The organism is Acinetobacter kookii (assembly GCF_900096895.1).
GTDB classification, from domain to species: domain Bacteria; phylum Pseudomonadota; class Gammaproteobacteria; order Pseudomonadales; family Moraxellaceae; genus Acinetobacter; species Acinetobacter kookii.
The window spans coordinates 101677-123324 of sequence record NZ_FMYO01000002.1; the positions used below are offsets into that span (position 1 = coordinate 101677).

At 44.4% G+C, this 21648-nt stretch carries 21 protein-coding genes; 10 read left to right on the forward strand and 11 right to left on the reverse strand.

Annotated features, from left to right (window positions below; genetic code table 11):
- Positions 1 to 9 precede the first annotated feature (9 nt).
- From BLP85_RS05110 to BLP85_RS05125, 4 genes are all read right to left on the reverse strand, one after another.
- On the reverse strand, positions 10 to 459 hold the full coding sequence (locus tag BLP85_RS05110; protein WP_092819059.1) for an ammonium transporter: 450 nt from the start codon (positions 457 to 459) through the stop codon (positions 10 to 12).
- Between the two features lie 69 nt (positions 460 to 528).
- Positions 529 to 1524, reverse strand: a complete 996-nt coding sequence (locus tag BLP85_RS14995) for a PIN domain-containing protein (protein WP_092819060.1) — start codon at positions 1522 to 1524, stop codon at positions 529 to 531.
- A 21-nt stretch (positions 1525 to 1545) separates the two neighbouring features.
- Positions 1546 to 2556: a hypothetical protein gene (locus BLP85_RS05120; protein WP_092819061.1), complete on the reverse strand. Its 1011-nt coding sequence runs from the start codon at positions 2554 to 2556 to the stop codon at positions 1546 to 1548.
- 227 nt (positions 2557 to 2783) lie between these two features.
- Positions 2784 to 3029, reverse strand: a complete 246-nt coding sequence (locus tag BLP85_RS05125; protein ID WP_092819062.1) for a SlyX family protein — start codon at positions 3027 to 3029, stop codon at positions 2784 to 2786.
- A gap of 33 nt (positions 3030 to 3062) precedes the next feature.
- On the opposite strand from BLP85_RS05125, the gene BLP85_RS05130 reads away from it, so the two are divergent.
- From BLP85_RS05130 to BLP85_RS05140, 3 genes are all read left to right on the forward strand, one after another.
- A complete protein-coding gene (locus BLP85_RS05130; RefSeq protein ID WP_092819063.1) occupies positions 3063 to 4973 on the forward strand; it encodes an ATP-binding cassette domain-containing protein in 1911 nt (636 codons plus the stop codon).
- Positions 4974 to 5079: 106 nt separating this feature from the next.
- A complete protein-coding gene (locus tag BLP85_RS05135; protein WP_092819064.1) occupies positions 5080 to 6015 on the forward strand; it encodes an LpxL/LpxP family acyltransferase in 936 nt (311 codons plus the stop codon).
- A gap of 264 nt (positions 6016 to 6279) precedes the next feature.
- The gene (locus tag BLP85_RS05140) at positions 6280 to 7380 is read left to right on the forward strand and encodes a glycosyltransferase family 4 protein (RefSeq protein WP_092819065.1); all 1101 of its coding nucleotides are present in this window, start codon (positions 6280 to 6282) and stop codon (positions 7378 to 7380) included.
- Positions 7381 to 7523: 143 nt separating this feature from the next.
- On the opposite strand, the gene BLP85_RS05145 is transcribed toward BLP85_RS05140, so the two are convergent.
- Both BLP85_RS05145 and BLP85_RS05150 read right to left on the reverse strand, forming a co-directional pair.
- Positions 7524 to 7916, reverse strand: coding sequence for a hypothetical protein (locus BLP85_RS05145; RefSeq protein ID WP_228143246.1), 393 nt, complete (start codon positions 7914 to 7916; stop codon positions 7524 to 7526).
- Between the two features lie 220 nt (positions 7917 to 8136).
- Positions 8137 to 9267, reverse strand: a complete 1131-nt coding sequence (locus tag BLP85_RS05150; protein ID WP_092819066.1) for an endonuclease/exonuclease/phosphatase family protein — start codon at positions 9265 to 9267, stop codon at positions 8137 to 8139.
- Between the two features lie 188 nt (positions 9268 to 9455).
- Here BLP85_RS05150 and asd point away from each other — a divergent pair, with 188 nt between their 5' ends.
- The 5 genes from asd (at position 9456) to truA (ending at position 15478) form a co-directional block, all read left to right on the forward strand.
- Positions 9456 to 10574, forward strand: coding sequence for an aspartate-semialdehyde dehydrogenase (gene asd, locus BLP85_RS05155; RefSeq protein WP_092819067.1), 1119 nt, complete (start codon positions 9456 to 9458; stop codon positions 10572 to 10574).
- A gap of 139 nt (positions 10575 to 10713) precedes the next feature.
- Positions 10714 to 12159, forward strand: a complete 1446-nt coding sequence (locus BLP85_RS05160) for a type IV pilus assembly protein FimV (RefSeq protein WP_092819068.1) — start codon at positions 10714 to 10716, stop codon at positions 12157 to 12159.
- A gap of 69 nt (positions 12160 to 12228) precedes the next feature.
- Positions 12229 to 13653, forward strand: a complete 1425-nt coding sequence (locus BLP85_RS05165; protein WP_092819069.1) for a hypothetical protein — start codon at positions 12229 to 12231, stop codon at positions 13651 to 13653.
- A 46-nt stretch (positions 13654 to 13699) separates the two neighbouring features.
- On the forward strand, positions 13700 to 14668 hold the full coding sequence (locus BLP85_RS05170) for an asparaginase (RefSeq protein ID WP_092819070.1): 969 nt from the start codon (positions 13700 to 13702) through the stop codon (positions 14666 to 14668).
- Positions 14669 to 14680: 12 nt separating this feature from the next.
- Positions 14681 to 15478, forward strand: a complete 798-nt coding sequence (gene truA / locus BLP85_RS05175; RefSeq protein WP_092819071.1) for a tRNA pseudouridine(38-40) synthase TruA — start codon at positions 14681 to 14683, stop codon at positions 15476 to 15478.
- Positions 15479 to 15592: 114 nt separating this feature from the next.
- On the opposite strand, the gene BLP85_RS05180 is transcribed toward truA, so the two are convergent.
- Positions 15593 to 16600: an AraC family transcriptional regulator gene (locus BLP85_RS05180; protein WP_086198426.1), complete on the reverse strand. Its 1008-nt coding sequence runs from the start codon at positions 16598 to 16600 to the stop codon at positions 15593 to 15595.
- A 230-nt stretch (positions 16601 to 16830) separates the two neighbouring features.
- Between BLP85_RS05180 and infA the strand changes: the two genes are divergently transcribed.
- Positions 16831 to 17052, forward strand: a complete 222-nt coding sequence (gene infA / locus BLP85_RS05185; RefSeq protein WP_001284370.1) for a translation initiation factor IF-1 — start codon at positions 16831 to 16833, stop codon at positions 17050 to 17052.
- A 136-nt stretch (positions 17053 to 17188) separates the two neighbouring features.
- Positions 17189 to 17593, forward strand: a complete 405-nt coding sequence (locus tag BLP85_RS05190) for a hypothetical protein (RefSeq protein WP_092819072.1) — start codon at positions 17189 to 17191, stop codon at positions 17591 to 17593.
- Between the two features lie 60 nt (positions 17594 to 17653).
- Here BLP85_RS05190 and leuB read toward each other — a convergent pair whose 3' ends face one another.
- The 4 genes from leuB to leuC all read right to left on the reverse strand — a co-directional run bounded on the left by leuB (position 17654) and on the right by leuC (position 21645).
- The gene (gene leuB / locus BLP85_RS05195) at positions 17654 to 18733 is read right to left on the reverse strand and encodes a 3-isopropylmalate dehydrogenase (RefSeq protein WP_092819073.1); all 1080 of its coding nucleotides are present in this window, start codon (positions 18731 to 18733) and stop codon (positions 17654 to 17656) included.
- 44 nt (positions 18734 to 18777) lie between these two features.
- The gene (locus BLP85_RS05200; RefSeq protein WP_092819074.1) at positions 18778 to 19341 is read right to left on the reverse strand and encodes a hypothetical protein; all 564 of its coding nucleotides are present in this window, start codon (positions 19339 to 19341) and stop codon (positions 18778 to 18780) included.
- 105 nt (positions 19342 to 19446) lie between these two features.
- Positions 19447 to 20097 carry a 3-isopropylmalate dehydratase small subunit gene (gene leuD / locus BLP85_RS05205; RefSeq protein ID WP_092819075.1) on the reverse strand — a complete coding sequence of 217 codons (651 nt, stop codon included), beginning with the start codon at positions 20095 to 20097 and terminating at the stop codon, positions 19447 to 19449.
- Positions 20098 to 20211: 114 nt separating this feature from the next.
- Positions 20212 to 21645: a 3-isopropylmalate dehydratase large subunit gene (gene leuC, locus BLP85_RS05210; RefSeq protein ID WP_092819076.1), complete on the reverse strand. Its 1434-nt coding sequence runs from the start codon at positions 21643 to 21645 to the stop codon at positions 20212 to 20214.
- Positions 21646 to 21648 lie beyond the last annotated feature (3 nt).

Here is a 21648-nt window from a genome sequence, read left to right on the forward strand (position 1 = left end):
AGTTATAAATTAAAGTTCAGCCAAAGACGTTAAATAAGCTTTGATGTCATCTAACTGAGTTGCCCGAAGGTCTGATTCTTCATCCCAATAGAGTCCTACACAGTTTGCCTGCATATCAATAGCATAAATGCCCTTTAATGCAATGGGCAAATCGTTAAACTTTTCATCGCCCTGCACAACTTTGAGTTTTTGATCTTCGACCCGTGCACGCATCAATGGCAGTCGGGCATCTGGAATTAAGACACTGTAATAGGCCACCATGCTGGCGCGTTTTTCCGTTGCCATGGGCACTTTGGTCCAATCGGGAGCGGCCACTAAACGCGGATGCAAAGCCATCTTGCGCGCTCTTTCACGCATCAGACCTAATGCTTTCTCTCTTGGGCTGACACGTAGCCCGAAAATTGAGCCGAGCACAAACAGCACGATGAAGACTGTAATCCAAATTCCAGTATTTTCCATAGTACAACCTTTTTATTCCTTTATTAGAGTTGCATAAGCTGAATATAAAACGCAAGTATCGACATACATTTAATTCGGTAACAGGATTGAACTATAGCTTATCTGACGCTTGCTATTTATTTGAATTAGATCATATTTCTTGAGTAAGCTAATAGCTTCATCCACATCTTGATCTGGAATACATTTCTTTAAAACGCTGGTGAATCCAGTTAAAGATTTGGGACGAGGATGATTTACTGTTGCTAGATAAGAGACTAATCTAATTTGAATCATAGTTAGTTTTTTTTCGATTTCTTCAGCAGTTTCAGCAGTTTCAGCAGTTTCAGCAGTTTCAGCAGTTTCAGCAGTTTCAGCAGTTTCAGCAGTTTCAGCAGTTTCAGCAGTTTCAGCAGTTTCAGCAGTTTCAGCAGTTTCAGCAGTTTCAGCAGAAAAAACTTTAACTACTTTTAAAATAGAAGCAACATTATAACTAATTTTATTCGCATCAATTTTAATCACTTTTTTCTTTTTCAGCTCTTCAACTACAACTTTTGCTACCTCTTCTTCCACTTTTAAATTAGCTTTTAAAGAATTGATTAAACTTTCTAATTTTGCAGGTTTGCTAAAATTTTGTTTTTGTAAATTTTCACAATAAAGATAAACCATTTTATCTACATTAAACTCAGCTTTTAACTCCTGTACAATATGAGGAGCGACCAGCGGTTTTTCTTGAATAATAGTCACATCAAATTGTGCAATTTTAAGTAAATCAGCAATATAATCCATTGAATGATCATTCGACATTAGCTCAAAATTGAATTCTTTTGCACTGACTTGTGTTGATAATTGACCCGCAATAAATGCTAAACCAAAATCCGCAGCATCCTTACCAACTCTCGGCATTTTAAGCACTTTCAATTTACCATTCATCACATAGGGTGAGATTTTTACTACCCCATCTAAGCTGAAATTCACTGGAGATTTTGCATAAACCAAATAAATGGAGTGATATTGGGATAAATATCGCAATAAATCTTTTTCTGTTTTATGTAAATTCTCTATATCCAATAATAATATTTTTTTCATGCTTCCCCTCATGCGATGAAATTAATTCAGGAACAGCTCATGACTATACAGGACCTCACTGCCATTCCAGTAAATATATCCCTTTTCAATCAATTCCTTAAGCAACAATCGCACATCCGACTTCGGGAAAAGCTGCTCCAGCAAATCGCGCAAGGCATAAATGTCTTTGGGTTTGTCGGATTTTAATTCGCGTAGTTTTTGCGCCACAATCACCTGCACCGGATCAATCTTGGAAAAGTTTTTAAATAACTCTTTTTGCGCCTGATGCAAGGTTTTGGCCTGTCCGTCCTGCACTTCTTCTACGTCTTGTCGTGAAGATTCAGGGGATAACTCCGCAAAAGCAGCAGAAATATTTGGAGATTTTTCTACCGATGTTTTCTGCTCCAAATCCAGTTGCATCCATTGCTTAATGACTTTTTTACGGAAACTGATTTGCTGGTCAAAACGTTTCACAATTTTTAGATTAATCAATAAGCCAGTGAGATGCTGAAGCTGATCATTTTCGACTTGCAAAATATTCGCCAGCGAGTTCTTCAGTTTCTCCAGCGTATTCGGTTTGCCCTTCATTTTCCCCAAAGCGTCACAATACTTTTTGACTAAGAGCAAATCAGGTTTTTGCAGAATGGTCTCGACACTGGGAATTTTGTATTTTGAATTTAAAGCCGGTTCTTCAGCCTGAACCTGAATCAGGCTACAGTTCAGGTTGGAAGACTGCAACATTTCCAGCAGCGTTTCACTGCTTGGCATGGCAGATATGAGTTCAATAGAGGTATCAGCATCTAGCAGCGCAAGCAATTGTCCAACCACAACTGCGTATTCAAACTCTTTATGCTCGACTTCTGCCGTTTCCAGAATGACCACTTGCCCGCTGCTGACCCAACTTGAAAACTCTGTTAAATCTTCCAGAGAATATTCAAATTTTCCCTGGCAATTAAACAGGTAAATTGCCGCGTAATGCGGAATGATGTTACGTAACAATTGCGCAGTCGGCATATTATTTTCAAGATCAAGAAGAACGACTTTATGACTCATATCTTCGAATAGACAGTTCGGCTAGGCAGATGCGGTGCATTAGAACGGGAACCATGGCAAAGGTCAAATATTTTATGCTTGAGGTTTTCTATTCTGCGCCATGACTTAACCGGAATACCCTGCGTTTAGAAGGTTATTCAATGGCGCAGCAAAGGATAAGTTAAGTTCTTTTTCAAATAAAAAAGCCCTGATCAATACCAAGGCTTTAATACACGGACGGGTCCGGCTCAATAATGCGGTGGGCGGTTGGTCATCGGGTCAAAGGCGGCAATGCCTTCCGATAAATCGGCCGATTCCACACGCTGATAAAGCAGCTGCATTTGCTTCTTTAAATCCATAATTTCAATATGTTGGCGTGTCACCTGTTCATTGAGTTGTTCAACTAAATCATCTAAAAATGTAATTCGGACTTGCAAATCTTCCAAGTGTGCGGAAAATGACGCCTGATCATTAAGATTTTTTTGTTTAGTCATTTTAAGTCCTCATTGGGGATTTCAGGAAACAGTATGGCCTATATTACTTTAAGGGATGTCCAACTTGCGTTTGGCGGACCGTCCCTGCTCGACGGCGCGAACTTTAATCTGGAACGCGGTGAACGGGTCTGTTTGATTGGCCGTAATGGTGAAGGTAAGTCTACCTTACTTAAACTCATCGAAGGAAGTTTACTGCCTGATAGCGGTGAAGTTTCGTTGCAAAATGGCATTACCATCTCCATGCTGGCTCAAGATGTCCCGATGGATTCCGGCAAAGTCGCTGATATTGTTGCCGAGGGTGCAGGTGAAGCTGCCGAAGTATTAAAAGCATATCATGAAGCCAGTGATGCCTGTGTACTGGGAGATATGGAAGCCTGCGACCGTATGGGTCATTTGCAACACAAGATGGATCAGCTGGACGGCTGGGCTTTAGAGACCAAAGTCAATTCCATTTTAAGCAAGATGGGGCTAGATCCTGAGGCAGATCTGGCTGATTTGTCCGGTGGTCGTAAACGTCGTGTACTGCTCGCCCGTGCTTTGTTGATGCAACCCGATGTGTTGCTGCTGGACGAACCGACCAACCATCTGGACGTTGAAAGTATTGAATGGCTGGAAAAATTCCTGCTCGATCAAAATAACCTGACCCTGTTATTTATTTCGCATGACCGTTCATTTGTCGACAACATTGCCACCCGTATTGTAGAACTGGATCGCGGCATTTTACGCAGCTATGAAGGTAACTATTCACGTTATCTCGACTTAAAAGCGCAGCAGATGGAAGCCGAAGAAAAACAGAATGCGCTGTTTGATAAAAAACTGGCCGAAGAAGAAGCCTGGATTCGCCAAGGCATTAAAGCGCGCCGTACCCGTAACGAAGGCCGTGTCCGTGCCTTAAAAGCCTTACGTGAAGAATCCAAGGCACGTCGCTTCCAGCAAGGCAAAGTCAGCATGGCGACTCAGGAAGCCAGCCGCTCAGGTAAAGTGGTGTTCGAAATTGAGCATCTACGTGTGGCATTTGGCAATCAGGAACCGATTATCAAGGATTTCTCAGCGCTGGTCTTACGTGGCGACCGCATTGGTTTAGTCGGTGATAACGGTGTCGGCAAAACCACCCTGATTAAAGCCATTTTAGGTGAAATTGAACATGGCGGTTCGGTGAAAACCGGTACCCAGCTTGAGGTTGCCTACTTTGACCAGCTGCGTAATGCACTGGATCTGGAAAAATCCGTGGCGGCAAACGTCTCTGAAGGTTCGGACTTTGTTGATGTCAACGGTGGGCGTCGTCATATCTATAGCTATTTACAGGACTTCCTGTTCTCACCTGAACGTGCGCGTACCCCGGTCAAAGCGCTTTCCGGTGGTGAACGTAACCGTATTCTGCTTGCCAAACTGTTGCTCAAACCATCCAACCTGATTGTGATGGACGAACCCACCAACGACCTGGATATGGTGACGCTTGAACTGCTGGAAGAAATGCTCGGCGATTATAAAGGTACCCTGTTGCTGATTTCGCATGACCGTGCCTTTATGGACAACGTCGTGACATCCACTTGGGTATTTGACGGTAAAGGCAATATCGATGAATACATCGGCGGCTATCAGGATTACTTGCAACAACGCCCTGATCAGACTGTGGTGGATCAGAAAAGTGATGTCAAAAAAGCCGTGGCCAAAGCAGAAGCCAAAGCCGCTGAACCTGCTCCAGCAAAGAAAGTGAAACTCAGCTATAAAGATCAGCGTGCTTTAGAGCAACTGCCTGCTGAAATGGAAGCGCTGGAAAAAGAGCAAGCTGAAATTAACGCTCAACTTGCCGATGGTTCCCTGTTTGTGAGCGATGCAGACAAAGCCATGAAACTTTCCAACCGCCTGACTGAAATTGATGACCTGTTACTGGAAAAATTAGAGCGTTGGGAAGAATTGGAAAATCTTGTTAACGGCAATTAATCTGGTTCATCATGCGGGCACCTGTAATTGACTTTACAGGTGCTTTTTTATTTAAAAAATAACTTCATGTTACACTTGCAAAAAACTTTTGTTCAAAATGGTCACTATGAGTAAAAAGCCAGATTACACTCCCGGAGAATTCCAATGGTCTTTCCTGCTGCCTCAATACTGGGGCATCTGGATTGGGATTGTATTTCTGATGATTTTGGCGATTTTACCCTGGGCGATTCAGTACCGTCTGGCCACTTTTCTGGGCAATTTGGCGTTCAACAAGCTGAAATCTCGGCGTAAAACCACAGTCCGTAATCTGGAAGTCTGTTTTCCTGAATGGACGCCTGAACAGGTACAGGAACATGCGCGTCAGGTTTTTATAGACCAGATGATTGGGATCTTTGAAACCTTGAATGCCTGGTACTGCCCGCACTGGTTTAAAGGCCGCGTCACGATTGAAGGTCTGGAACATATTCAAAATGCCCAAGCCGCAGGAAAAGGGGTTTTATTGCTCGGAACGCATTCCACCTTGCTTGATGCCGGTGGCTACCTGTGTGCCCAGTATTTCGAACCGGATGTGGTCTATCGTCCGCAGAACAATCCCCTGCTCGACATGCTGATTTACCGCTGTCGTGCCACCATTTATGCCCATCAAATTGACCATGACGACATGCGTGGCCTGATCCGCAATCTGAAAGAGGGACACGCGATCTGGTATAGTCCGGATCAGGATTTTGGTTTAAAGCAGGGCGTGATGGCACCGTTTTTCGGTACGCCTGCTGCCACAGTCACGGCACATCGCCGTTTACTGAAAATCTCCAAAGCCGTACCCATTCCTTTATATTTTTATCGCACGGGTGATTTAAAGGATCCGCGTTATCACGTGCTGATTGAACCCGTTGTGGATAATCTGCCAAGTGATGATGAAGTGGATGATGCGACCCGGGTCAACCAGATTATTGAACGTCAGCTGCGTATTGCCCCGACCCAATACATGTGGTTCCATCGTCGCTTTAAGACCCGTCCGGAAGGCTTTGAGGAAATCTATTGATATAGATGCAATGATTTTAAATTGGCAGTGAACACAGCCTTGATTTAAGGTGATATACAAATACTTTCGAATAGGCATACCTTACTTTTCAGGGATGAAAAGTAAGCAACAATCCTGTGTTCCGCTGATGTTACATCCTTGCAACACAGCGAAACGGCGACATCCATGTCGCTATCACGATAGTAAATTTCGAATAAAAATTTATTGTTTAAGATGATGTACCTGTGAATTATTCATCTTTATGAACATATAAGGCAAAAAACCATGAAAGTGATGCAACTTCTTCCTGAACTGAATAGCGGTGGCGTAGAACGCGGTACTTTAGAAATCGCCCGCGCCCTGGTTGCAGAGGGTCATGAATCTTTAGTGGTGTCGAATGGTGGGCGGCTGGTGGCCCAGCTTGAAGCCGAAGGCTCAAAGCATCTGACCTTGGCCATTCATAAAAAAGCCCTGTCGAGCTTATGGCAAATTCGTCCACTGCGTCAGCTGATCGAGCAGCACCAGCCCGACATCGTGCATGTGCGTTCCCGCGTGCCTGCATGGCTGACCCATTTTGCTTTAAAAGGCATTCCTGCTACGCGTCGTCCACATTTAATCAGTACCGTGCATGGCTTCTATTCGATTAACCGTTATAGCCAAATTATGACCCGGGCTGAAAAAGTCATTGCCGTATCTGACAGTGTGGTCAAATACATCACTGACAATTACAAAAACTGCCCAGCGCAGGATATTGTGCGGATTTACCGTGGCATAGACCCTGCTGCTTTTCCGCATGGTTATCAGCCGTCTGTACAATGGCTGAATCAAACCTTTAAAGATTTTCCCGAGCTGGAAAACAAGTTTCTGCTTTGCCTTCCAGGACGGATTACCCGTTTAAAAGGCCATGAAACCCTGATTGAATTGGTCGAAAAATTACAGCAACACTACCCGAATTTGCATGCAGTGGTGGTGGGCGGCGCTGACCCGAAAAAAGCCGCTTATTTGAAAGAAATGCAGGACACCATTCAAAGCAAGGGCTTAACTGACAAAATCACTTTCGTGGGTCATCGCTCAGATATTCGTGAATGGCTGGCATTTAGCGATGTGGTGCTCTCCCTTTCCAATCAGGCGGAAACCTTTGGTCGTACAGCTTTAGAAGCCCTGTCTGTCGGTACACCGGTGATTGGCTGGAACCGTGGTGGCGTGGCAGAAATTTTATCGCAGGTCTATCCACAAGGTTTAATTGCCGTGGATGATCACACTGCACTGTTCAATGCGGTCAAGCAGCATCTGGATGAACCGCAACAAGTGAAGCCGGTCACAATGTTTAGCCTGAAAGAGATGTGTGATCAGACGCTTAACTTATATAAGCAAGTCTTGAAATAGACTGCATTGATAGGGCATTTTTCAAGGGCGACACGCGGTGAGCAATACCGAAACTAAAAACAAATTTTAGTAACTATTGGATATAGGAGGATGGCAGGCATTGAGATTGCAAAAGTCATCATAGAATTAACCCCTCGATACGCTTAACCCTTCCACAGCCGAAATCGTGCCATGAGCCAAATGAGCAGCGGCCAGAAAATGGTGTTGATGATATCGTGCAGACTGGCACCAATGCGCCACAGCCCATGATTGATTAAATCATCACGGGCATCAAACAGCTCTGCAGCAATTGCAACAATGAGTACAGTCCAAATCGCCCACTTCGACTTCAACTGACGATGGTGGAAAAACGCCACGATAAAGAATAGCGTCAGCCCGGTATAAATATGTAAAGCATCACGTGATAGTTCCGTAAAATTTACGATATAAATTTTAAGTTCTTGAAATTTTGATAAATACATGACTGAAATTTTATTTTTAGGATGTTCTATAAAACCATAAACCCGAGTTCTGCGTCCTGCAAAACTCGGGTACATGAGGTTGTGCTTCCAAGTGTTATTTTTATTCTGTTATTGCTGTCCATTGCTGCATCATATCCATGATGACTTTCTCTCAGCCACCTGTTTCGTCTTCCATAATGGGATGTTCCTTTCCCGGCTCCTTGGCTGATGAGTTTAGATTAAATGAGTTTAGAAAAAAGAACTATTCGCAATTGACCTAAATCGGTGTAAGCCATTTCGTACACTTTTCTATTATTTATTCAGTCTGCTTTATCCCATTTTTATAGGCCTGGGCAATTTCATCGGTGACTGGTTTTTCTTCTTTTTCAGCTTTTTCAATACCTTCTTTTATTGTTTCGTGTGCCTCCCGCTCATCGGCATCCGTTTGCTCCAACTCCTCTTGCAGCTGTTCAAAAATCCGTCCTGTCTGTAAAACCACATATACCGGAAAATGGTCTGAACCGATATGGGACAACCTTTTCATGCGCACCAAGGCAAAATCGGTACTGTGAAAAATATGATCCAGTGACCAACGCAATAAGGGATAATCGGCATGGAAGGTGTTCACAAAGTGCCGCCCCACCCGTGGATCGAGCAGGCCACTTATCCGCTGAAACAGTCGGGTTGTTCTCGACCAGGCCACGTCATTCAAATCTCCCATCACAATGCAGCTTTCATCCAGATCCTTGATCTGGTCACCCACAATTAATAGTTCCGCATCCCTTAGCGTCGAATCTTTCGCTTCAGTGGGGCTGGGCGGTTTGGGATGCAGGCAATAAAGCTGTACCGGCTGACCTGAACGTAAAATGACTGTGGTATGAATGGAAGGGATCTCATCACTTAAGATGAACTTGACTTCGGTATCTTTCAGCTCTAAACGGCTATACAGATGCATACCGTATAAATTATCCAGAGGTACAGGCACCCGGTAGGGATAATCTTTTTCAATCACGGAAAGTGCTTTTTGCCAGACCCGGTCTGATTCCAAAGTTAATACCAAATCAGGTTGATATTTTTGAATCTGCCCAAGCAGCAACTGGTATTTGTTGTTTGTCGTCAGGACATTGGAAATAATCAGGGAAATTTGCCTGTCCAGATTCAGCTGATGTTTGCGAACATGCTTGACCTGCTTTTTCCAGATAAAGGTATAAGGCAGCACCATTTTGAGCTGGTACGCCAGTGCCGCCATCAGACCGATAAAAATAATTTTCCGTGTTAAATTCCAGGGCTGATCCCAGACCAGCAGCAGAATAAAAGCAATCACTCCTAAAAACAGAATTTGCAAACGTGGAAAATCAGCACCTCGAATCCACCATTCATTCCGTGGAATCAGTGACCAGAATGTCAGCCATATCACCAGAACTGCAATTATTTCCACCCAAATCATCAGCTTTACTCTTTTTATCTTGGTAATTTGATCTGCAGTTGAAAAACTTTATCAATTTTGTATGTAACATAAACAAGATATTTCGCTCAATAATATTGATGTTTTCATTATGTAGTACTTGCAGTCACGTCCCTTTTTGATACACTCGAATCCCTTTTGATTTTTTTAACGCACCGAGGCGAAGTGGCATGAAAGTAGGTCTGGTCGGTTGGCGCGGGATGGTGGGTTCCGTCCTTATGCAACGTATGGTTGAAGAGAATGATTTCGCTCATTTTGAGCCATTCTATTTTTCTACCAGTAATGCAGGTGGTGAAGCGCCTGCGTTTGGCGGTAAGACTGCCCCAGCACTTATGGATGCATCAGACATTAACAGTCTGAAGCAAATGGATGTCATTATTACCTGCCAGGGTGGTGATTACACCACTGAGGTTTTCCCGAAACTGAAAGCTGAAGGCTGGAATGGTTACTGGATTGATGCGGCATCTACCTTGCGTATGGCGGATGAAGCCATCATCGTGCTTGACCCTGTTAACATGAACGTGATCAAAGAAGGTTTGGTGAAAGGTACTAAAACTTTCGTTGGCGGTAACTGCACCGTTTCCTTGATGCTGATGGGCTTAGGCGGTCTGTTCCAGAACAATCTGGTGGAATGGGCAACCTCAATGACTTACCAGGCCGCTTCGGGTGCGGGCGCGCAAAACATGCGTGAACTCATCAACGGTATGGGCTATCTGTATAACAACACCAAAGACTTGTTAGACGATCCACGCTCTCCAATTTTGGATATCGATTCTAAAATTGCGGCATTACAACGCGGTGAAGGTTTCCCATCAGCAAACTTTGGCGTGCCTTTAGCAGGTTCCTTGATTCCGTATATCGACAAACAGCTTGAAAGCGGTCAGTCGAAAGAAGAGTGGAAAGGCCAGGTTGAAACCAACAAAATCCTGGGTAACTCGCAGATTGTTCCTATTGATGGCCATTGTGTACGTATTGGTGCAATGCGCTGCCATTCTCAAGCACTGACATTGAAACTGAAAAAAGATGTACCGCTTGATGAAATCGAAGATATCATCGCAAGTGCAAACGACTGGTCTAAAGTTGTGCCGAACACCCGTGAAGCATCGATGACTGATCTGACTCCGGTAGCAGTCACAGGTACCCTGTCTGTTCCAGTAGGCCGTTTACGCAAGCTGAACATGGGTAAAGAATACCTGGGTGCATTCACTGTAGGTGACCAATTGCTCTGGGGGGCTGCAGAACCTTTACGCCGCATGTTACGTATCCTGATCGATTACAAAAATGCTTAATTGCTAAATGAAAGAAAAGCCGGTCACAATTGATCGGCTTTTTTTATGTATCCTTTATGTTAAATGTTTTACAATTCTTCAACACCTCGTTAATCTATAACTTTCGCAGTGCGATAAAAAAACCGAGCTAAAGATTAAGATGACCGTATATAACAAATTAAAGATAGCCATTTTAGCCATTATTGCTTCGCAGAATATTCATGCGATTACTATTGATCCTATTCAAGTTCAATCTGCAGCAGGTGAATTACTGTATGCAGAAATGAATTTCCGCAATGCTGATCCGCAGGCACAAATTCAGGCCAGCCTGGCTGATGCGGAAGATATCGCAACTTTAGGTGTTGCCTATCAAGCTCCCGGACATCTCAATTTCTTTACCCGTCGCGATAGCTCGGGCAATGGTGTCATTACCATTACCTCGTCACGCCCATTAACGGATGCTGAACTGAACATTATTATTAAAATTCAGGAAGGCAATGCGACACGTTTACAGCATATCAGGACCCCGCTGAAACGCAGCCAGGCAAATATTCAGGCCCGACTCTCAGGCAATGAAAAACCGTTAACCCCAATCACCATTGTCAGTGAAAAGGATATTGCATTACAACTGCCTGAAAGTACACAATATCGGATTGAAAAACCACAAACGGCACTTCAGCAATCATTTGAAGCGCCATTAATGCTCCATAAAGCTGCTCCACCGAGTTTAAACAGTTCTGCTGCACCTGTGGTTATTTCTGCAATGGCAGTGCCATCTGTACAGCCGGTTCAAACTCCGCAAAATGCTCCGACTGAAAGCAAGAGTACCATTCCGGCAAAAATTTCAACAAAAAATGAAGCAAAAATTTCAAATAATTCAAATGCTTTAAACCCTAGTATCTCGGCAGATCCTTTAGTCAGACAATATGCAGCATCTGCACATCAACAAATGGCTAAACCCAAAGTAGCAGCAGAACCTGTAGCAGCTACAGCACCGAAAAGCAAACCGGAAACAGCACCTGCAACATCGCCTCAGCCTACCGTGACAGCACAGGCCAGCAAGCATGTGGTGCAGTCAAATGAGTCACTCTGGGCAATTGCATCACGTGTGGCCACTGAGCAAAATCGTCCGATTGGCGAAGTCATGAAGCAAATCAAGGCCAATAATGAGCATGCGTTTATTCAAGGTGATGTGAACCGTTTGCGTCGCGGCGCCGCTTTGAATTTAAATACTGGGGCCACCCCAAAAGAAGAGCCAAAAGCAAAAGTTGCTCATTTAGCCAAAGCACCTTCCAAACCGTCCAATCAGTCGGCTAAGGCCAAATATCGCTTGAATCAGGCAGAAATGAGCCTGGTTGCAGAGAAAGAACAAGATTCAGCCAGCGGTTCTGCCAAAAAGAACACAGAAAAAAAACAAACTTCTAATGAGTTATCATTAAAAGTTATGACATCTCGCGAAAAAACCGTTAGATTACAGAGAAACGTAACTCAATTAGAATTGGCACTAAATCAGAAGGATCACAGAATTCAATTATTAAATGCCCGTCTAGCCCAATTGCAGCAACAATTGAAAGCTCAACAGGCAGATAAGAAGCCAATACACTAACTCAATGTTACATACGATGATTTTTTGAGTAGGCACATCTCTAAAGTCCTACTCTCTAGGGGTTAAAACATGCTGATTTATGTGATTCCATTAGTAATATTAATTATTGTTTTGGTCGTTTTCAAAAAACGTCAAGACAGCCAAGAATCAGGTAAAACAACAACAGCTAAGGGCAAAACTCAAAAAGTAAGCTCAACTAAAAAAACAGTGACAAAAACAAAAGAAGTTGCTGATACTGTTGTTGCAAAGAAAAAAACAACCCCTTTAGCTGCCGATGTCCGCAGTAAAATTGAAGCCCTGATTCGCGAAAACAATTTTTTCTCTGCCGAAGCACAAATTAACCAGGCTTTAAATAAAGACAACTCACAGCATGAGTTGTATTTGCTGTTGCTGGACATTCACATCCTGCAGAAAGATGAATTTGCCATCAGCCAGCTGATTAATCACCTGCGCTCATTAGAACTGGATGATTTTCTGGAACAGGCGCTTGCTAAAAAAGCAGCCTATGATCAAGAAAGTGTCACCCCTGCCTCAAATCATGAAAGTGTAAACGCTAAAGATACGATTGAGTTTAAGCCATCATCAACTGTTACTAAAGCAGCTGAACCAGCGGTTGCAGAAACAAAAACTACGGCTGCTTTTGATGCTTTAATGAGTGATGCTGTACCCGCTGCAACAAAAAATGATCTTGCCTTTGATCAGTTACAGCAGGAATCGCTTTCGACTCAGCCGGAAGTCGTTAAGGAAATCAAACCTCTTGATTTCAATTCTGTATCTTTAGATACAGCCCCAAAAGCAGAAATAGCAGCTACTCCGGTTGAAGAAATCAAACCCCTTGATTTTAACACCCTATCTTTAGATACAGCAGCCAAAGTTGAAGCTACCCCTGCTCCTGCTGAAGAAATCAAGCCGCTAGATTTTAACAACCTCAATCTTGATCCTGCACCTGTAGCAGAAAGCCAACCAGAAGCTGCCCCGGTTCAAGAAATCCAGCCTTTGGATTTCTCATTTAGTTTAGACACTCCAACAACCGAACAACCGGCAACTGAGAAAGCTGCCAGTATTGAACCTGCGGTAGAAGAAAAACCTGAATTTAATTTTGATTTTTCCATTGCAGAAGCGCCAGCAGCTGAAACAAAAGTTGCAGCTGAAGAGACCACGCCAAGTCTGGATCTGGACTTTAATTTAGAGCCTGCAAGCACGATTAAAGAACCAGCTGCGGAAGTAGTGCCAGCAAAAGCTGCAGGCGTAAACTTTGATATTAGCAATATCAGCTCATCTGCAGCCAAAGCAGATAAAAATGATCCATTGGTTCAATCCTTCCCTGAGCTGACTGAAGTGGATGAAATCAACCTGAATCTGGAGCTGGCACAGCAATACATTCAGCTCGGCGCATTGGAATCGGCACGCGAATTACTGTCAGAGCAAGAGGCTGGCTATACGCCTGAACAACGCCAGCAGGCAGATCATTTACGCAATCAAATAGCATCTTAAGCGATTTCGATCTACTATAAAGCAGTGATCCTTGGCTGCTTTTTTTATGATGAAAAAAATAGCATTAATCTATATGGGCGGTACATTTGGCTGTATTGGTGATCCACTCAGCCCGATGCCGGCCGGGCAATTTATTCCGAAACTGCAACATGTTCTCCCTCTCGATCAGCAGATCGAATGTTTTGTTGCACCGGCCATTCAGGACAGTAGTGCCTGTACAGCCCCAGACTGGCTGAAACTGGTTCAATCTATTCAACAGCTTCAGCTACAGCATTTTGAACATTTTGTGATTATTCATGGAACGGATACCCTCAGTTATGCCAGCGCCGTCCTGTCACGCTTTTTGGGCCAATCTGCACATGTGGTCATGACCGGTAGCCAGTATCCCCTGTTAAATACGGCGGGAGACAATACCCGCGAATTTACCGATGCGATTGACAATTTGAACTTTGCATTAGACTGTGTAGTTAAATATCCGGTAGGGGTTTATCTGGCTTTTCATCATCATTTGGTTCATGCCCAGACCGCATTAAAAATTCATACCACAGAACTGGATGCCTTTAGCGGAATCAATGCAGCCGAACCTATTGCCCATAGCCCCAGCTATATCGTCCATGAGGATGATATCAGCAAGGCTGCGACCTTTAACTGTTTAAGCCTGATGATGCAGCCCCTGAATTTGTTCCAGCAGATTGCCAATCTGCAAACCATTTGTCAGGCCCCACCCAACTTCCTGATTCTGCAAGGCTTTGGCACAGGAAATCTGGCAGTGAATGATCAACTGATTGCTTGCATTCAAAAACTGCAACAAGCCGGCTGTGCGGTGATTTTAACCACTCAAGTGCCTTTTGGGGGAATTGACCAGCGTTATGCCATTAGCCAATGGACACTGCAAGCCAATATCATCCTGAGTGATTGCCTGGGACATGCAGATCTTTATGCAAAAGCACTGAAAATGTATTTACAATACGACACTGTAGACCAATGGCAGGCTCATTGGCATGATCACGTGTAATTTGAGGTAAATATGCAACGTTTTGCGGTCGGTATTGAGTTTTGTGGCGTTCGATATAGAGGCTGGCAAACTCAGCAGCCTGGCGTTCCAAGCGTGCAGGAAACCATTGAAAAAGTGCTGAGCAAAATTGCCGATGAACCGATCATTTTGCACGGTGCAGGTCGTACCGATGCTGGAGTGCATGCCACCAATATGGTGGCCCATTTCGATACCCATGCCATCCGCCCGATTCGTGGCTGGCTGATGGGTGCAAACAGCCAGCTGCCTAAAGATATCGCCTTTCAGTGGATCAAGCAGATGGACCACGATTTCCATGCCCGCTTTAAGGCTCAGGCACGTCGTTATCGTTATGTAGTCTACAACAATCCGCAGCGCCCCGCGCTTCTGCATAAACAGGTCACGCATGCCTATTATCCGCTAGATGTAGAAAAGATGATTGCAGCGGCGAAAAAGTTTGAAGGCACGCATAACTTTGAAAGTTTCCGTGCCGCAGCCTGTCAATCTAACCAGCCGGTTCGTCATGTCAAGCATTGTCGCCTGATTCAACATGGTTGCTATCTGATTTTAGATATTCAGGCAGATGGCTTCTTGCACCATATGGTACGCAACATCATGGGCTGTTTACTGGAAATTGGTCAGGGCATGTATGATGTTGATCATATTGATAGCATTTTTGCTGCTGAAGACCGCAAGGCAGCAGGAATCACAGCTCCCCCGGATGGCTTGTATTTTATCCATGCCGATTACCCTGAGCAGTTTGAGCTTCCTAAAATGCCTTTGGGCCCGCACTGGTTAAATATGCCGGAGTGATTTAATCCCTCCCCACCTCCCTTTTCCAAAGGGAGGTGCTCCATTTCGAGGCTTTAAAAACGAAAGTCCCCCTTTGAAAAAGGGGGATTTAGGGGAATTTTTTAATCAAAGAACTTAACGCTGCTTGCGCTTACGATACTCCACCGGTGTTTCATTGGTCCAGCGCTTAAAGGCACGATAAAAAGTGCTCGGCTCGGAAAATCCAGTGAGATAAACAATCCGTTCTACACTTTCCGCTGTATTGGCCAATAATTTCTTTGCCAAACGACAGCGATAATCAGACAGAATTTGCTGAAAACTGGTATTGGCTTCACTCAGCTGGGTACGTAAACGGCGCGGCGTAATATTTAAATGCGTGGCTACGGTTTCCAAAGTGGTTTCACCACTTTCTAAAGTCGAACCAATCGCGCGGCGCACTTCACCAACCAGATCATAACGCGCTAGCTCTTGCAGCTTTTCAATTGCCAGTTGCTCATGTAACTGCAACAGTTCCGGCTCTGCTTGCCATAACTGGTAATCTAAAATCGCAGGATCAAAATATAAACGGGTTTCTTTTTGCCCCAAGCTGACTGGACATTCATAGACCCGGAAATACTCATCATCGGGTGCGCCCTGACTGAAGTTAAAATCGATATAGATCGGCTGAAAACGACCTTCAGTAATAAATTTGAAAAAACGCAATACACCTGAAAGCGCACATTCCGAAAAATGACGGTTGACGATATTTTCGCCCCAAGGTTGCTCGCCATTGGTTAAATAGCAGCGGTCATCTTCAATTACCAGTGTGGCATGAAAGGCATCACTGATCAGACGCTGATAGGCCAGTGCGCGCTTCAGCCCTTCACCAAAGTTTTCACTGGAAATAAACAGGTGTTCGATCACCTGACCACGATATAAAGGCAGGTGTTCACCCAAATGCAAACCTATATCAGGATCTTTACTGACCTCTTCCGCAGCCACCCAAAACGCATATTGGGCACTGAGCGGGGTACGATCATTGGTTTCGACCTGATTTAAGGCTACACCAGCTTTCATTAAAATTTCTTCAGTTGGCAAACCTGCACGACGAATGGCTTGATAACCCAATCGTAAAACAACTGATGCATCCGTTAGCTGACCCACGCAAAGACCTTCCTTGTATGTTCTTCATTTATACTTAAAAAGATTGATTTTAGATTAACTGTGATTGACCAAACTGACAACAGAACAATGCGCTTTTTACAGAAAATCTTTATACAGAGAGTTCGCTTATTTAACTGACAGATGAACGAGCAAAGCCGCATTCCGCCTTGTTTTATGCAAAAAAATTGACTATAATTTGCGCCTTTCCAATTTATTCATTCAGGTAGGCTATGGCCAATAAAGAGGAACTCATCGAGTTCGAAGGCGTTGTCACCGAGACGCTTCCTAATACTATGTTCCGTGTACGTTTAGAGAACGGTCACGAAGTGATTGCCCACATCTCTGGTAAAATGCGTAAACACTATATTCGTATTTTAACTGGCGACAGTGTGAAAGTAGAAATGACGCCTTATGATTTGACCAAGGGTCGTATTACTTATCGTGCACGCTAAGTTTTAGCGTAAGCAAAAGCCACTTAAACAGTGGCTTTTTTTATTGCGACTCCACTTACTGACCGTGTATCAGATCACAACATTCATTCAAGTTTCTCTGTTTAAAATAAAGTTTTATTTCAATGGAGAAAAGGTAATGTCATTTCTTCATTCTCTAGGTCTTTTTGCAACTCTGGGCTTGATATATGGTTGTAGTACCACATCCTCCCTAACCAGTGCACAACAACGTGATGCCTATTTACAGCAGTTTATCGGGCAGACCAGTCAAAGCATTCAAGCCAGACTGGATTTGAACAGCATAGGTTACCAGCAGGTGTTAGCACCTGTCGCAAATGACCAGACACTCACATATACGGTGATACGTCCTGTCACCATTCCGGTACCGATAGCACAGAATCCTGCCGATATTGATGCTGGCAATATTCCGATACCCGTGACACCTCGGGCCCAAAGCTATGATGTGAACTTGCAATGCAAAATTATTTTCCGTTTAGAAAACAACATGGCCAAATCAGTTTATTACACTGGCCGTACCTGTTAACTCAGCAAACAACGCAATAAAAAACGCAGCTCAAGGCTGCGTTTTTACGGCTCAGCGAACTTAGTTCAATGCTGTTACCACCGCTTGGCCCATTTCCACTGTACCTACTTGGGTATTGCCTTCAGACATGATGTCACCAGTACGTAAACCTTGGTCCAGTACATTGCCTACTGCATCTTCAATAGCTTGTGCGGCTGTTTCTTCACGGAAGGTATAACGCAGCATCATGGCAACTGAAAGAATGGTGGCTAATGGGTTGGCAATATTCTGACCTGCGATGTCAGGTGCTGAACCATGACATGGCTCATACATGCCTTTACCGTTTTCATCCAGCGAGGCAGATGGCAACATGCCGATAGAGCCCGTCAGCATCGCTGCTTCATCAGACAGGATGTCACCGAACAGGTTACCCGTCACGATCACGTCAAACTGCTTAGGCGCACGTACCAGCTGCATCGCTGCATTGTCGACATACATATGCGACAAGTTGATTTCTGGATATTGCTCTTCTTTCAGTGCAGTTACTGTTTGCTTCCAAAGCTCGGTCACTTCAAGAACATTGGCTTTATCGACTGAACATACTTTACCGCCACGTAAGTTCGCCATTTCAAAGGCAACTTTGGCAATGCGTTTGATTTCTGACTCTGCATATACATCAGTGTTGAAACCCTGTTTTTCACCATTTTCCAGTTCACGGATGCCACGTGGCTGACCGAAGTAGATCCCCCCGGTGAGTTCACGAACAATCAGGATATCCAGGCCTGATACGATTTCAGGTTTCAAGCTTGAAGCACCGGCAAGTTGCGGGTAAAGAATTGCTGGACGCAAGTTTGCGAATAAATTGAGTTCGCTACGTAATTTTAATAAGCCACGCTCTGGACGGATTGAACGTTCAATCGTATCCCATTTTGGACCACCGACAGCACCCAATAAAATGGCATCGGCTTTTTTCGCCTGTTCAGAAGTTACTGCTGGGTACGGTTCGCCATGCGCATCAATCGCTGCACCACCCAATAACCCCTGTTCCCAAGTCAAACCCAGATTAAATTTTTCATTCACGCGTGCAAGCACCTGTTCAGCTGCTTTTACGATTTCAGGACCAATACCATCACCTGGTAAAATCAAAATATGTTTTGACATGAGTGTTTCCATTTATGAAGTCGATGCATTCCATCGACGGGATTTTAAATTTTCTTTTCCACAAACTCACCCAGACCGGTCAAGGCATTGTAGGGTCTGCAGAAACGTCGGATTGTCTTGTGTTCTTGCAGGAGATCTACACACAAGGGTTCAGGTGCAGATACATTCAGCAAGCTGCCCTGCTGTTTATTGCGTTCACGGTACATTTTAAAAATGTAACGCTGCTTCGGCTTAAACTGGTGAAAAACATGAAGGGTTTCGGCACGATCCCTGGAAATCGGATAAAAGCGGATCACCACTTCATGTTGCCCCGGAGGGATTGAAAGATATAACGCATTCGGCTGACTTAAGGAGTTTGCCTGTAAACGTAAAATACCCGATTCAACCGCGGCACTATTTACACGGCGCTGGGCTGCATCAATAATTTGAATTTTATTTAAACGTTCAAATTCACAGTTTGCAGTACCCGCACAGTAAATCAAGGCATTCGTTTTGCTACTTTCAGTTTCTTTTACATGTTTAATCCGTACTGTATCAATGCTTTGGCACGCACTTAAAAATGCGGCCACAAGACCCAGTACAGCAAGCTGACCATAAACTTTTGTCATTGTTTGAGCCCAACCCTCACCAATTAAAGCCAACTAAATATTTTTATGGATCCGATATTAGCAAGAGTTAGGCCTGGATACTACTAGCGCTGAAAATTCAAGTAATTAACCATGAATTTCCTGAAATACCCAAGGACGTGACTGTTTGGTCTTTTCTTCATAGGCACGAATATCATCCGCAGCCTGTAAAGTTAAGCCAATATCATCCAGACCATTCAACAGGCAGTGTTTGCGGAATGGATCGACTTCAAATTTAAAGCTCTCACCCGATGGCGTACGTACTTCCTGCGCTTCCAGGTCGATGGTTAACTGGTAGCCTTCAGTTGCCGCACATTCTTTAAATAACTGATCGACGATTTCTTCAGACAAGATCACCGGCAACATGCCATTTTTAAAGCTGTTATTAAAGAAAATGTCGGCATAGCTTGGTGCAATCACGGTACGGAAACCGTATTCGTTCAACGCCCATGGCGCATGCTCACGGCTTGAACCGCAACCAAAGTTGGCACGTGAAATTAAAACTGTCGCACCTTGATAACGCGGCTGGTTCAAGACGAAATCTGGATTCTTAGGACGTTTTGAGTTGTCCTGACCCGGATAGCCTTCATCCAGATAACGCAATTCATCAAATAAGTTTTCACCAAAACCGGTACGTTTGATCGATTTCAAAAACTGTTTTGGAATAATTAAATCTGTATCGACATTGGCACGGTCTAATGGTGCAACGATACCTTGTTCAACGGTATATTTTTTCATGTTTATTTCCCAATAAATCCGTAACCTCTCCCTAACCCTCTCCTACAAGGAGAGGGAACTCCTTCTCTTGCGCCATGATATGGCGCAGGAAGAAGGTTGGGATGAGGGCTTAAACTAGAACGTACGTACGTCAACGAAATGACCGGCAATCGCTGCAGCAGCTGCCATCGCAGGACTCACCAAGTGCGTACGACCGCCATTGCCCTGACGACCTTCGAAGTTACGGTTAGAAGTTGAGGCACAGTGCTCGCCCGGTTGCAATTTGTCAGCATTCATGGCCAAGCACATTGAACAGCCCGGTTCACGCCATTCAAAACCTGCATCCAAGAATACTTTATCCAGACCCTCAGCTTCAGCCTGCTGTTTTACCAAACCAGAACCCGGAACCACCATGGCCTGTTTAATTGAAGCAGCCACTTTACGGCCTTTAATCACTTCAGCAGCAGCGCGAATATCTTCAATACGCGAGTTGGTGCAAGAACCGATAAATACGCGGTCTAACTGAATGTCTGCCAATGCCTGACCGGCATTTAAACCCATATATTGATAAGCACGGGTCCAGTCATTGCGTTGCACGTCATCTTTGGCCTGTTCCAAGGTTGGCACCGCTTGGGACACCGGAATTACCATTTCAGGAGAAGTCCCCCAAGAAACTTGCGGTTCAATTTCTTCACCCTGCAACACCACCACAGTATCGAAATGCGCGCCTTCATCAGAGTGCAAGGTATTCCAGTAGGCTACAGCGGCATCCCACTGCTCACCTTTCGGTGCATAGTTACGGCCTTTCACGTATTCAATGGTTTTGTCATCAACAGCGACCATACCGACACGGGCACCGGCTTCAATCGCCATGTTACATACGGTCATACGACCTTCGATAGACATGTCACGGAACACCTGACCGCCAAATTCAATCGCGTGACCGGTACCGCCTGCAGTGCCGATTTTACCGATAATCGCCAATACCACATCTTTTGGTGTAACGCCCTGACCCAATTTGCCGTCAACACGCACCAACATGTTCTTCATTTTCTTTTGAACCAGGCACTGGGTTGCCAATACATGTTCAACTTCTGAAGTCCCGATACCGTGCGCCAAACAGCCAAATGCACCGTGAGTTGCCGTATGCGAGTCACCACACACCACAGTCATGCCCGGCAAGGTCAAACCTTGCTCAGGTCCAACCACGTGCGCGATCCCTTGGCGAATATCGTTAATATCAAATTCAACAATATTGAAGGTTTTACAGTTGTCATCCAGGGTCTGTACCTGGATACGCGAAGTGTCATCTTCAATACCGGCAATACCCTGCTCGCGCTCGGTTTTTGAGGTGGGTACGTTATGGTCTGGCGTGGCCACATTGGCACTTAAACGCCAAGGTTTACGACCTGCCAGCTGCAAACCTTCAAAAGCTTGGGGCGAAGTTACTTCATGTAATAAATGACGGTCGATATAAAGTAAGGCTGAGCCATCATCGCGTTGTTTTACTAAATGGTCATCCCACAATTTATCGTATAAAGTCTTTGCTTTTGGGGTATTGCCTGCCATGTC

Coding starts and splice junctions, on each gene's coding strand:
- BLP85_RS05200 (WP_092819074.1), bottom strand. CDS start 19,341: ATGACAAAAGTTTATGGTCAGCTTGCTGTACTGGGTCTTGTGGCCGCA.
- BLP85_RS05110 (WP_092819059.1), bottom strand. CDS start 459: ATGGAAAATACTGGAATTTGGATTACAGTCTTCATCGTGCTGTTTGTG.
- leuD (WP_092819075.1), bottom strand. CDS start 20,097: ATGAAAAAATATACCGTTGAACAAGGTATCGTTGCACCATTAGACCGT.
- BLP85_RS05120 (WP_092819061.1), bottom strand. CDS start 2,556: ATGAGTCATAAAGTCGTTCTTCTTGATCTTGAAAATAATATGCCGACT.
- infA (WP_001284370.1), top strand. CDS start 16,831: ATGGCCAATAAAGAGGAACTCATCGAGTTCGAAGGCGTTGTCACCGAG.
- asd (WP_092819067.1), top strand. CDS start 9,456: ATGAAAGTAGGTCTGGTCGGTTGGCGCGGGATGGTGGGTTCCGTCCTT.
- BLP85_RS05140 (WP_092819065.1), top strand. CDS start 6,280: ATGAAAGTGATGCAACTTCTTCCTGAACTGAATAGCGGTGGCGTAGAA.
- BLP85_RS05125 (WP_092819062.1), bottom strand. CDS start 3,029: ATGACTAAACAAAAAAATCTTAATGATCAGGCGTCATTTTCCGCACAC.
- leuC (WP_092819076.1), bottom strand. CDS start 21,645: ATGGCAGGCAATACCCCAAAAGCAAAGACTTTATACGATAAATTGTGG.
- BLP85_RS05130 (WP_092819063.1), top strand. CDS start 3,063: ATGGCCTATATTACTTTAAGGGATGTCCAACTTGCGTTTGGCGGACCG.
- BLP85_RS05165 (WP_092819069.1), top strand. CDS start 12,229: ATGCTGATTTATGTGATTCCATTAGTAATATTAATTATTGTTTTGGTC.
- BLP85_RS05160 (WP_092819068.1), top strand. CDS start 10,714: ATGACCGTATATAACAAATTAAAGATAGCCATTTTAGCCATTATTGCT.
- BLP85_RS14995 (WP_092819060.1), bottom strand. CDS start 1,524: ATGAAAAAAATATTATTATTGGATATAGAGAATTTACATAAAACAGAA.
- BLP85_RS05150 (WP_092819066.1), bottom strand. CDS start 9,267: ATGATTTGGGTGGAAATAATTGCAGTTCTGGTGATATGGCTGACATTC.
- leuB (WP_092819073.1), bottom strand. CDS start 18,733: ATGTCAAAACATATTTTGATTTTACCAGGTGATGGTATTGGTCCTGAA.
- BLP85_RS05170 (WP_092819070.1), top strand. CDS start 13,700: ATGATGAAAAAAATAGCATTAATCTATATGGGCGGTACATTTGGCTGT.
- BLP85_RS05190 (WP_092819072.1), top strand. CDS start 17,189: ATGTCATTTCTTCATTCTCTAGGTCTTTTTGCAACTCTGGGCTTGATA.
- BLP85_RS05145 (WP_228143246.1), bottom strand. CDS start 7,916: ATGTACCCGAGTTTTGCAGGACGCAGAACTCGGGTTTATGGTTTTATA.
- truA (WP_092819071.1), top strand. CDS start 14,681: ATGCAACGTTTTGCGGTCGGTATTGAGTTTTGTGGCGTTCGATATAGA.
- BLP85_RS05135 (WP_092819064.1), top strand. CDS start 5,080: ATGAGTAAAAAGCCAGATTACACTCCCGGAGAATTCCAATGGTCTTTC.